Raw genomic sequence first — 10881 nt, 5'->3', positions numbered from 1 at the left:
TGGCACACTATTGAGTTCTCAAACAACAGACACACCCGGCACCACCCAAACCCAACGGTCCAGGATCGCTCCGGAGCAACTTTTCAAACTTACCCGAATCCATGAAGCTTTGCAAACCGGCGTTTCCGCCATTCACAATTCCACAGGGGGTCCCCACCCTTATACAGCGCGCAACATTCCGCGCCGTTTTCCAGGCCGTTTATCAGGGGGTCGGTCGCTATCTTTCCGCTTCAGCGGCGGCGACTCGAACTACTTTACACACCAACCCGACCCCATACAAATCGGCCCCCGCAAGCACCTCCCCGCGCCACAACCCCCGGAAATCCGCGCGTTTCAGCCCCTGCGGCGGGGTCAAAGCGCCCAGCCGTTCGACGTCGGACTTCTGTGGAGTGGGTCACAGTCGGAATGCCGGCCCCGCCACGGCGGAGGGTGAAACCAATCCGATCAGCCCGTTGCACGCCGTCGTTCACTTGCCCTCACTCTCTGCGGGCGCGGGCGGGACGGCGTCGGGTGCCGCCGCATGCGGGTCGCCGCCGGCTTCGCCGGCGCCGGGCTTCCCCGCCTCCCCGCCACGCGTCGTCGTCGTCGTTGTCGTTGTCGTTGACGCCGCTGCCTTCGCACCCGAACGGCCCCGCCGCCACAGCGGTTCCAGCTCCGCCACTTCCGCGGCCGTGGCGGTCCCGAACGGAGCGTGGGCCGGCCCCGCGGGAGCCCTGCGCTCCTGGCCGCGGGTGGCCCAAAGGCTTGCGCCGATGGACACGCCGAGAATTGTGGCGATGACGCCCAGCGACAGCGGGGTGGGGATGTAGTAGATGTCGATCTTGAGCAGCATCTTGATACCGACCCAGACCAGCACGAGCGCCAGTCCGATTTTGAGGTAGATGAACCGGTGGATCAGGTCGGCGAGCAGGAAGTACATGGCACGGAGGCCAAGGATCGCGAAGGCGTTGGCGGTGAAGACCAGGAACACCTCGTCGGTGACGGCGAAGATCGCGGGGATCGAATCGACGGCAAAAATGATGTCCGTAACCTCGACCAGGGCCAGGACGGCCAGCAGCGGGGTGGCCAGCACCAGGCCGTTCTTGCGGACCAGGAATTTCTGCCCGTGGAACTTGTCGGTCATGGGCACGTACCGGCGGAAAAGTTTCAGCGCCCGAGACTTCGCCGGCTCCGGGTGGTCGTTGCGCTGGCGGATCATCCGGTAGCCGGTGAAGAGCAGGAACGCCGCGAAGAGGTAGAGCACCCACCCGGCGCTGGCGATGATGGCGGAGCCCGCGGCGATGAAGATGCCGCGGAACACCAGGGCGCCCAGCACGCCGAGGAAAAGCACCCGGTGCTGGTACTCACGGGGCACGGCGAAATACGTGAAGATGATCGCCCAGATGAAGACATTGTCCACCGCCAGGGATTTCTCGATCAGGTACCCGGCGAAGTACTGCTGGCCGAATTCGGCCCCGTACAGCTGCCACACCAGCGCGCCGAATCCGACGCCGAAGGCGACCCAGACGGCGGACCACAACGCCGCTTCACGGACGCCGATCACATGCGCTTTGCGGTGGGCGAACAGGTCCACCGCCAACATCAGGACGATCACGCCAAGGACGGCCAACCAGGCCCACAGAGGAACATTCATCGAAGAGCACCCGCTTCCAGTCAGTCAACACCAACTGGAGGTCTCTCCCGGCCCCAAGGGGCCTGCCCGCCGGGCCGCTCAGGGGCGGCCGTACTGACGACGGAACATTTGGGGGATACTCCCCTCCACCTAAAAAGTGAAACACACTTCACCTCTGCCGACAATGGTCGGCAGAGCATCCCCGTTGCATCCGCTCCCCCGAACTGGCTAGGGTAATTACTAAGCATGCTTAGCGTGTTGTGGGATCCACCCGCCGTCGATGTCCGGCCCTGCAAAAGGTACCGGGCGGAACGCAACCTTTCGGAGGAGAACTATGACTGACCAGTACACGTTCAGGAACCCCGTTACGGCGTACGAGCAGATCGAGCCGCCCGAGCAGAGCCAGCCGGAGCCCGGCCTGGACGCCAAGCTCACGCCCAAGGCGGATCTGGGCGAGGACACTTACCGCGGCACCGGCCGGCTGGAGGGCCGCAAGGCGCTCGTCACCGGCGCGGACTCCGGCATCGGTGCCGCGACCGCGATCGCCTTCGCCCGCGAGGGTGCCGACGTCGTGATGTCCTACCTTCCCGAGGAGGAAGAGGACGCCACCCGGATCGCGAACCTGATCGAGAAGGCCGGCCGCAAGGCGGTCAAGGTGCCAGGCGATCTGAAGGATTCGGCAGTGTGCCGGGAGCTCGTCGAAACCGCTGTCAAGGAACTCGGCGGCCTGGACATCCTGGTCAACAACGCCGGCAAGCAGGTCGCGCAGAAGGCGCTCGGCGACATCACCGATGTCGAGTTCGACCACACCTACAAGACCAACGTCTACGCGATGTTCTGGCTGACCAAGGAGGCGCTGCCGCACCTGCCGGCCGGCTCCAGCATCATCAACTCCACCTCCATCCAGGCCTACAGCCCTTCGGAAACCCTGGTGGATTACGCCTCCACCAAGGCGGCGATCAACAACTTCACCAAGGGCCTGGCCCAGCAGCTGGCACCCAAGGGCATCCGGGTGAACGCGGTGGCGCCCGGCCCCATCTGGACCCCGCTGCAGGCCAGCGGCGGCCAGCCCACCGAGGACCTGCCGGAGTTCGGCAAGGAGACCCCGCTGGGCCGCGCCGGCCAGCCGGCCGAGCTGGCGCCGGCGTACGTGTTCCTCGCCTCGTCCGAGTCCAGTTACGTCATCGGCGAGACGCTCAACGTCAACGGCGGCATGCCGACGCCGTAGGCGCCGTCTCCGTTCACGCCAGTGGGCCCCTCCCGGACTTTCCGGGAGGGGCCCACTCGTGTTTACGACGCCGGCCCGCCCACCCAAGTGCGACGCCGACGCCAGCCCGCTCCCAGCGCTACCGCTCCGGCTGCAGGGCCTTGCTCCACAGCACAGCACCATTGGCGTTGCGCAGGGTGACGGTGAAGACGTCGTCGGCGCCCAGGTCCACGTGGCCGAAGTACTGGCTCTCGCCGCTGCGCGGGGATTCGTTGGCGTAGGCGCCGGCCTTGAAGAACTTCACCTCCGGCCCGAACGTGCCGTCCAGGGCGTTGGGTCCGAAGCTGCCGGCGTTGATGGGCCCGGCGACGAATTCCCAGAACGGGTCGAAGTCGGTGAACGCGGCCCGCTCCGGCGCGTAGTGGTGCGCGGCGCAGTAGTGCACGTCGGCCGTCAGCCAGACTACGTTCTTAACCCGGCTGCGCTTGAACGCGGAGAGCACCCCGGCGAGCTCGAGTTCCTTGCCCAAGGGGGCGCCGGCGTCGCGGTTGGAGAGCGATTCCTGGTTGACCGGGCCGTCGGGCACCACCAGCCCCAGCGGGAGGTCGTTGGCGATGACCTTCCAGGTGGCCTTGGATTTGCTGACTTCGCGGATCAGCCAGTCGGCCTGCTCCTGGCCCAGGATGTGCGTCAGCTGCCGTTCCTTGCCGTCCGTGTTGGCGTCCTTGTAGGTGCGCATGTCCAGGCAGAAGATGTCCAGCTGCGGGCCGCGGCTGATCTTCCGGTAGATCCGGGCCGGTTCGAAGCCGGTGCGGCCGGCGCTGACCCCGGCGATGGGCTGGTACTCCTGCCAGGCCTGCCGGCCGCGGGCGGCGAGCACGTCCACGCGGCGTTCGGTGTAGCGGCTGTCGGTGAGGATCTGGCCCGGGTACCAGTTGTTGTGGGTCTCGTGGTCGTCCCACTGCGCGATCACCGGGACCTCCGCGTAGAGGGCGCGGACGTTCCTGTCCATCATGTTGTAGCGGTGCCGGCCGCGGTATTCGTTGAGCGATTCGGCCACCTTCGACACTTCCTCGGTGACGAGGTTGCGCCAGATCTTGCCGTCCGGCTCGGTCACCTGCGCGCTGATCGGCCCGTCGGCGTAGATCGTGTCGCCGGAGTGGATGAAGAAGTCCGGCGCTGTGGCGTGCATGGCCGCGTAGCCGCGCATCCCGCCGATCTCCTCGTTGATGCCCCAGCCTTGGCCGGCGGTGTCGCCACTCCAGACGAAGCTCTGGCCGCGGGCGGCGCGGCCACTGTGCAGCAGCCCGGTCTCCGGTGCGGTGCTGAACGATCCCCGCGCGGCCTCGCCGGCGTTGCCGTCGGCGTCCTCGAAGTGCAGGCTCACCGCGAAACGGGTGCCGGCGGGCAGGTGTTCGGCGTTGATCCTGGCGGTGAAGTCGGTCGCCTCACTGGCGGCGCTCCCCCGCAGCACCCGCCGGAAGGCGCGGCCGCCGCGGAGCGGGGACCCGTCGTCGTCGACGGCCAGCAGGTTCGCCACCAGCCGGCCGGGGCCCGACGCGCGGGACCACAGCACACCGGAGCCGGTGGTGACATCGCCGGTGGCGATGCCGGAGGGCAGGGTCAGGCGGTTGCGGACCAGTGCGACGCCAGCGGGCCGGGCGGCGCTGGCCGCTCCGCCCGTTGCGGGTACGACGGCGGCTGCGCCGGCGGCGGCCAGGGCACCTTTGAGGACATTGCGGCGGGTGAAATCAGTCATGGTGCCATCCTTGACTGCCCGCGTAAACCGGTGGTGGCGGGAGCGTGAACAGCGCCGGGCCAGTGGATTGCCCGGCGCTGGTGCCTACCGGAACCAGAGGGTGGGCGGGAAGGCCCGGTTCGCCGACGCGTAGGGTTCGCTCGGCAGGTTGCCGGCTTTCCACGGTTCGTCGGACCGGACCTCCGGGGTGTGGCCGTGGCCGTCCCGCAGGATGGCGACGAACGTGCCGGGGATCGCGACCAGGGCGGATCCGGCGAGCAGGACTGCAAGTACTTCCATGGTGATGCACCTCGGTGGTGGGTGGCGGGTGGATGGCTTCAGTGTCTGCGGGCACCGTGTGAGCAGGCGTGTGAGGACGTTCCGGCGGTAAAATTCGGTATGGCCGACACCTGGATTCGGCTCCTCGGCCCGCCCCGGATCGAACCCCCTGACCCAGCACCCACGGACCTTGACTCCGCGGGCGGGGCTCCCCCGCAGCCCCGCGGCCGCAAGGCGTGGGCGGTGCTGGCCTACCTCGCCCTGAACCCGGCCGGCGTTGGCCGCGCGCGGACCGCCGCGCTCCTGTTTCCCGACGCCGCGGATCCCCTCGGCGCGCTGCGCTGGAACCTCTCCGAGCTGCGTCGGGTGCTCGGCGGCGCGGCGATCGCGGGCGATCCCCTGCGGCTGGAGCTGCAGCCGGGCTGGCGCTGCGACGTGCTGGAGCTCCTGGGTTCGACAGGGGGCCGTGACGTCGATCCGCGTCGGTTCGAAGGCCAGCTGCTGGAAGGCCTGAACTTTGCTGATAGCCCGGTGTTTGAATCCTGGCTCGCGGACCAGCGCTACCGGATTGAGAACGCGCTGCAGTCCTTGCTCTACGACGCCGCGCTGGCGGCGCTGGCGGCCGGCGCCCCGGCGGACGCCTCCGCCCTCGCATCCCGGGCGCTGCAGCGGGATCCGTTCAACACCGACTGCACCGCCGTGCTGGTCAAGGCGCTGGTGGCCCTCGGTGAGCAGCGCCGCGCCCGCGAGCAGGTCACCAAGTTCGGCGAGCTGTACCGCGCGGAGCTTGGGCTGCCGCTGCCCGAGGAGGTCCTCCGGGCGCTCTCGGAACCGGGGACCGCCGCGGATTCCGGTACCCCGGCGAACGCTGCCACCGTGCGGTCCTACCTCGACGCCGGTGCAGCCTCGCTCTCGGCCGGCGCGGTGGACCGCGGGCTGGCGCAGCTGCGCCTCGCCGTCGAACTGGCCCAGCGGGCGGGCGAACGACACCTGCTGGCCGAGTCGCTGGTGACACTGGCCGGGGCGGTCATCCACCAAGCGGGCGGCCGCGGCGCCGAGGTGGCGGACTTCCTACACCGCGCGCTGACGGCGGAGGCGCCCGACGGCGGCTCCCGCACCGCTGCTGCCGCGTACCGGGAACTGGGCTACCTGGCGGTGCAGCGCGGTGTGCCGGACCGGGCCGCCGGCTGGCTGGAGCGGGCGATGCGGGCCGCGAGGGGGTTCCCGGACGAGCAGTCGAGGATCCTGGCAATCCAGGGCATGCTGGCCTCGGACACCGCGCGCTACGCAGATGCGGTGGCCGCTCTGACCGAGTCGGTGCGGCTCGCCGCGGAGGCCGGGAACCGGCGGCAGCAGGCGTTCGGGGAGGCACTGCTGGGCCGGGTCCACCTCATCCGTGGCGAACTTGGCCCGGCCGGGGCGTGCCTGGACCGGGCCCTGGCCGGGGTGGCCGCGGAACACTGGACGGCGTTCGAGCCGTTCGTGGCCGGGCTGCGCGGCGAGACGTATCTGGCGGCAGGGGAGCTCGAGCAGGCGGCAGCGCTGATCGACCGGTCCTGGGTGATGGCGGAGCTGGCCGGTGACCACTGCTACATGGCCCTCGCGGCCGGGGCCGAGGCGCGGCTGTTCCTGGCACACGGCGATCTGGCCGCCGCCGAACACTGGGTGGGCCGGGGCATGGCGCCCAGCCCGTGGTACCTCTGGTACTCGGCCCGGCTGCTGGACGTGGCGGCGGAAGTGGCATTGGCCTCGGGTTCGCCGCGGGCCTCCGAGTTCGCGGACCGGCTGGGTGCGTTGGCCAGCCGGTCCGGGATGCGTGAGTTTGCCGTGCGGGCGCAGTCGCACCGGGCGGCCCTCGGCGATGCGGGCGCCGCCGAATCCGCGCAGTGGCTGGCGAAGGAGATCGACAACCCGGTGCTGGCCGGGTGGGTGGCGCGGCGGCAGGCGGGGCACCGGGCCGGGTGAGGCGGCCGACGTCGGGCGCTTCCGATGGGGAAAACGGTTGGTGCGAGGCGGATGCTCTATCAGCTTTGGCTGTTCCGACGGGCTCAGACCAGCCATAACTGACAGGGCATCGGCAGCAAGGCAGCCTTCACGCGTGCGCGGTTTCCACGAACGGGACCTGGCCGGCGTACTGCTGGTAGAGCTTGACCGCTTCGTCGACGTCGATGTGGCCGATGTCCAGGGAGACGGCGAGGCTTTCGAGCTGGGCGCTGCAGGTTTCGGCGGCGCTGACCCGGTCCGCGACGGCACGCGAGGTGGCGAAGTTGGTGGACAGCGCGGCGGCGACGGAGAGGATCACGGCCAGCAAGCACAGCACCCGCCAGACGATCGAGTCCTCGCTGAGCGAGAGCAGGTTTGCCGTGGCGTGGGTGAATCCCGTGCCGCCCACCGCGGGGCCGGCGGTGAGTGCAGCGGCCAGTCCGCTGCCCACAATGCTGACGTTGGAGAGCCGGTTCCGGCGGGGCCGTTCGCGGGCCAGGTAGGCGCGGACGGCGCGTTGCTTCTCGTCGATCCGGTCGGACAGTTTCTGCCGGGCGTCTGGTGATTCGCTCATGATCCTTGTGCCAGCTTCCCTCGCCAATCCCTGGGGGCCGCGTGGTGGCGAACGCGGACAGCAACAGGATGCTCCCGCACGTGGACGGTGTCTAGGGTGTGCGGTTCGGATACGCGGCGCTCCCCCAACTGACTCGCAGTTGTTGTCGTTTTGGGGCCTCAAAACGACAACAACCGCGAGCTACTTGGGCACGCTTGGCACATCCGGGTTAAACAAAAGCAGGGCCCGTCCGAAGACGGGCCCTGCTAGAAACCTAACGGTTCCGGGTATCTAAGGAAATTAGATAGCCTGGATGTTGGTGGCCTGAGGACCCTTGGGGCCCTGCTCGGTTTCGAAGGAGACCTTCTGGTTCTCTTCGAGGGAGCGGAAGCCGGAGGAGTTGATCGCGGAGTAGTGCGCGAAAACGTCCTGTGAGGAGTCATCGGGGGAAATGAAGCCGAAGCCCTTTTCAGCGTTAAACCATTTGACGGTACCAGTAGCCATTATTTTTGTCCTTCGTGAAGGTGGAGGAACTGTCCCGACTTTCGGGTCCTCCTGTTTGGGGTGCTCAAAACCGCTGCTTCAGAAGAACACGGGCTTTCGACCGTGCGTACTGCCTGAACTACGAACTGCATAAACACAACAACAAGAACTACTCTACAGGACGGATGGGCGGAGGATTACCACTCGTCATCATCGGCACCGTTTGGGACGCCCCCGCCGCGCACCTACTTACGAGACGGATTGCCGCGTCCGGCCGAGGTCCGCTGCCGACGACGTCGTTCCCACCTCGTGCGCGATGCCCGGTTCCGCCGGGGGATCCGCGCGGTCGCGGCGGCCGCCGAGCCGTCTCTCCACGGCCCGTCCTGCGGCTATGGAGAGGCGCTGGGCGGGCTGCTCCACGAAGCGGTAGAACAGTTCGGCCACCGCGAACGAGGCAACCGCGGAGACGGCGAGCGCCAGCGGAAGCGAGACTGACTGTAGCAGGGTGACGCCGGCCAGGATGATCGGCAGGTGCACCAGGTAGAGGCTGAAGGAGATCCGGCCCAGCCATTGGGCAACGGCGGTGTCTCCGAGCTTCTTCGCGGAGCCGGACAGCAGGAACACCAGGACGAGCAACGTCGCGCCGACCGTTACCAGCGCCTCGACGCCGTCGACCGGTTTGGCGGGGCTGAACCATTCTGCGTTAGCCAGGACCAGGCCGGCGGCGGTGACAGGCAGCCAGACGAAGCGCGGCCACGAGCGGGTCAGCTCGCGGATCCGTTCGCGCTCGGCACCGAGGATCGCGCCGATGGCGAAAATGGGCAGGTAGATCAGCCAATCGATGTGCTGCACCGCGCCCACCGCGGCCAGGGCCACGACGATGCCGAGCTTCAGGTGCCAGAAGCGCCGCCAGCGGAGGGCAACGAAGACGTACACCGGCAGCAGCAGGGAGAACAAGACCTCCCACCGGAGGGTCCACAGCGGGGTGTTGATGGTGCTCGCGCCCAACAGAAGCAGGCCGTCCTTGGCGACCTGGCCCACGCTGGGGTCGGTGACGTACATGTTCGCCCAGGAGCTCTGCAGCGAAGACACTGTGCGTGGGATAGTCACGACCAGCGCGACCGCCACGGCTAAGGCCGCCCAGGCTGGCAGGTAGAGACGCAGCAATCGCTTGGCGTAGTACGTGGTCCAGCGGGTGGCCTTGTCCCCACGGGTGAACGGCAGGATCAGGACAAAGCCGGACAGCACAAAGAAGACGTGGACCGCGGGAGTGCCGTTCCAAAGGACGTGCAGCGGGGAAAATACCGCCCAGTGCCCCGCAGCGTCCAGTGGTGCGGACCGGTCATCGAAGACCACGTTCCCGATTCCCGGGAGCGTGGAGAGCAAATGGCAGGCGATGACCACCAGGGCGGCTATCCCGCGGAGGCCGTCCAATTGGGTGACTCGTTTTTGACCAGACTGATTCGGCATCAGCCCTATGTTACCAGTTCGTTACATTGGGGCGGGTGGCTGGTGTTTGCTCGCGGGCATGGATTCGCGCCCTCGTCGCGGACCATCGCAGTCTGGTTCCCGACGGAAAATTCCCGGGCACATCCTCCCGGACACGCAGCGACATGGCCTCTGAAACCGGGCGCTTTCCGGGTAATGACTACTCGTGACACGGGATCACCGCGCCTATAACTTGAGCTTCACTCGGTACGGGTCGAGGTACAGGTGCCAAGCGGGGAGGCAACCATGCGTAAGGGTGCGACACTGGCCTCCACTGCGCAGGCAATCGAGGCGGCCGCGCTCCGCGGCCCAGTCCGCAAGGGCCCCACACCGATATCCGAGAAAATACTGTTCAACTATGCCACCGTTGCGCCGATGAGCCGGGCCGCTTATGAAGCCGCACGCACATTCATGGCGGATTTTTACCTCTACGGGCCCCCCGAAGTGCTCTACCAATACGACACACTGGCAGACGACATGGCCACCGAAGCCGCACGGCTGGTCAATTGTGCGGCTGAAGAAATCACGTACCTAAAAAATACGACCGAGGGCATCATTATGGCGAGTGAGGCCCTGCCGCTGCAGCGGGGCGATGAGGTACTGGTGCTCGGCAACGAATATCCCGCGAATCTGCTGCCGTGGTTGCGCAAGCGCCACGACGGCGTGACGGTGAGGGTAATTACGGGCCGCGACAATGAAGGCGCGTTCCTGCGTTTGCTCGAGAGCATCGGCCCGCGAACAAGGGCCATAAGCATCTCCTCGGCCCAGCAGTACGACGGATTCATGCCGGCCCTCGGCTTACTTTCGCGCAAGTGCCGCGGCCTGGGCATCTTCCTGGTTGTCGACGCCGTCCAGCACGTTGGTGCGCGGAGGATTGATCTAACCAGGACCCCGGTGGACATCCTGGTGTGCGGCGGCCAAAAGTATCTGCGCGCCGGCATGGGGATCGGCTTCATGTACGTCAACCGGAACGTCATGCCCCTCCTGCGTGACAGCAAAGCGGGCATTCGCAGCGTGGAACATTTCGACGAGAATTCCTACGTGCTCAAAAGTACGGCCGCCCGGTTTCAGGATGGGACCCAAAATGTCAGCGGCCTGGCGGCACTCCATGCAGCGCTCCGGGAAACCAACGCCATCGGGATGGGCGCCATCGAACAGAAAAACCTTGAGCTCCTGGCGGGGATCAAGGGTATTCTGCACGAACACAACCTGGACTTCATTGATCACGGCACGCATCAAAGCAACATCGTCTCGCTACGCATCCCTGATCCGGCCGGCCTATGCGGATTCCTGACGGAACGGGGCGTCTACCTAAAGCCCCTCCAGGACGTGGCCCGAATCTCCTTCATCCACGAGTCCAAGCTGGAAGACGTCGAGGTTTTGGCCCGTCTCACCCGAGAATTCCTCGACGGTGGTAGGAGCTATGGTTCGCGCAGGTGGTCGCGGGTCACGCCGACTGTGATCCCGCCAGCGGGTGGTATGGGCAACGGTTTGGCGGGCGGGGCCGGGGCGGTGCGGCGGCCAAGGGCTTAAAGGGC

9 protein-coding genes are annotated in these 10881 nt (G+C 67.1%); 3 read left to right on the top strand and 6 right to left on the bottom strand.

Annotation, left to right across the window (positions count from 1 at the left end):
* Positions 1-466: 466 nt before the first annotated feature.
* Entirely contained in the window at positions 467-1633 is a 1167-nt protein-coding gene (locus tag AC1DBL_RS07885; RefSeq protein ID WP_476925852.1) for a TerC family protein, read from the bottom strand.
* 313 nt (positions 1634-1946) lie between these two features.
* On the opposite strand from AC1DBL_RS07885, the gene AC1DBL_RS07880 reads away from it, so the two are divergent.
* A complete protein-coding gene (locus tag AC1DBL_RS07880) occupies positions 1947-2840 on the top strand; it encodes a glucose 1-dehydrogenase (RefSeq protein WP_441419458.1) in 894 nt (297 codons plus the stop codon).
* A gap of 118 nt (positions 2841-2958) precedes the next feature.
* Here AC1DBL_RS07880 and AC1DBL_RS07875 read toward each other — a convergent pair whose 3' ends face one another.
* Together AC1DBL_RS07875 and AC1DBL_RS07870 are read right to left on the bottom strand one after the other, a co-directional pair.
* Positions 2959-4578: an alkaline phosphatase D family protein gene (locus AC1DBL_RS07875; RefSeq protein ID WP_476925851.1), complete on the bottom strand. Its 1620-nt coding sequence runs from the start codon at positions 4576-4578 to the stop codon at positions 2959-2961.
* Between the two features lie 84 nt (positions 4579-4662).
* Positions 4663-4857 carry a hypothetical protein gene (locus AC1DBL_RS07870; protein WP_441419460.1) on the bottom strand — a complete coding sequence of 65 codons (195 nt, stop codon included), beginning with the start codon at positions 4855-4857 and terminating at the stop codon, positions 4663-4665.
* Positions 4858-4956: 99 nt separating this feature from the next.
* Between AC1DBL_RS07870 and AC1DBL_RS07865 the strand changes: the two genes are divergently transcribed.
* Complete coding sequence (locus tag AC1DBL_RS07865; RefSeq protein ID WP_476917327.1) at positions 4957-6801, top strand: AfsR/SARP family transcriptional regulator; 1845 nt, start codon at positions 4957-4959, stop codon at positions 6799-6801.
* Positions 6802-6928: 127 nt separating this feature from the next.
* Here the strand turns inward: AC1DBL_RS07865 and AC1DBL_RS07860 are convergent, their stop codons facing one another.
* The 3 genes from AC1DBL_RS07860 to AC1DBL_RS07850 all read right to left on the bottom strand — a co-directional run bounded on the left by AC1DBL_RS07860 (position 6929) and on the right by AC1DBL_RS07850 (position 9325).
* Positions 6929-7393: a hypothetical protein gene (locus AC1DBL_RS07860; RefSeq protein WP_441419462.1), complete on the bottom strand. Its 465-nt coding sequence runs from the start codon at positions 7391-7393 to the stop codon at positions 6929-6931.
* 279 nt (positions 7394-7672) lie between these two features.
* Complete coding sequence (locus AC1DBL_RS07855) at positions 7673-7876, bottom strand: cold-shock protein (protein ID WP_011690916.1); 204 nt, start codon at positions 7874-7876, stop codon at positions 7673-7675.
* Positions 7877-8104: 228 nt separating this feature from the next.
* Positions 8105-9325, bottom strand: a complete 1221-nt coding sequence (locus AC1DBL_RS07850; RefSeq protein ID WP_476917328.1) for an acyltransferase family protein — start codon at positions 9323-9325, stop codon at positions 8105-8107.
* A 264-nt stretch (positions 9326-9589) separates the two neighbouring features.
* Between AC1DBL_RS07850 and AC1DBL_RS07845 the strand changes: the two genes are divergently transcribed.
* A complete protein-coding gene (locus AC1DBL_RS07845; RefSeq protein ID WP_476925850.1) occupies positions 9590-10876 on the top strand; it encodes an aminotransferase class V-fold PLP-dependent enzyme in 1287 nt (428 codons plus the stop codon).
* Positions 10877-10881: the final 5 nt, after the last annotated feature.

This window comes from Arthrobacter sp. 10T44, from assembly GCF_056393885.1.
This window is presented reverse-complemented; position numbering and strand designations above follow the sequence as displayed.

Coding starts and splice junctions, on each gene's coding strand:
- AC1DBL_RS07885 (WP_476925852.1), bottom strand. CDS start 1,633: ATGAATGTTCCTCTGTGGGCCTGGTTGGCCGTCCTTGGCGTGATCGTC.
- AC1DBL_RS07880 (WP_441419458.1), top strand. CDS start 1,947: ATGACTGACCAGTACACGTTCAGGAACCCCGTTACGGCGTACGAGCAG.
- AC1DBL_RS07875 (WP_476925851.1), bottom strand. CDS start 4,578: ATGACTGATTTCACCCGCCGCAATGTCCTCAAAGGTGCCCTGGCCGCC.
- AC1DBL_RS07870 (WP_441419460.1), bottom strand. CDS start 4,857: ATGGAAGTACTTGCAGTCCTGCTCGCCGGATCCGCCCTGGTCGCGATC.
- AC1DBL_RS07865 (WP_476917327.1), top strand. CDS start 4,957: ATGGCCGACACCTGGATTCGGCTCCTCGGCCCGCCCCGGATCGAACCC.
- AC1DBL_RS07860 (WP_441419462.1), bottom strand. CDS start 7,393: ATGAGCGAATCACCAGACGCCCGGCAGAAACTGTCCGACCGGATCGAC.
- AC1DBL_RS07855 (WP_011690916.1), bottom strand. CDS start 7,876: ATGGCTACTGGTACCGTCAAATGGTTTAACGCTGAAAAGGGCTTCGGC.
- AC1DBL_RS07850 (WP_476917328.1), bottom strand. CDS start 9,325: ATGCCGAATCAGTCTGGTCAAAAACGAGTCACCCAATTGGACGGCCTC.
- AC1DBL_RS07845 (WP_476925850.1), top strand. CDS start 9,590: ATGCGTAAGGGTGCGACACTGGCCTCCACTGCGCAGGCAATCGAGGCG.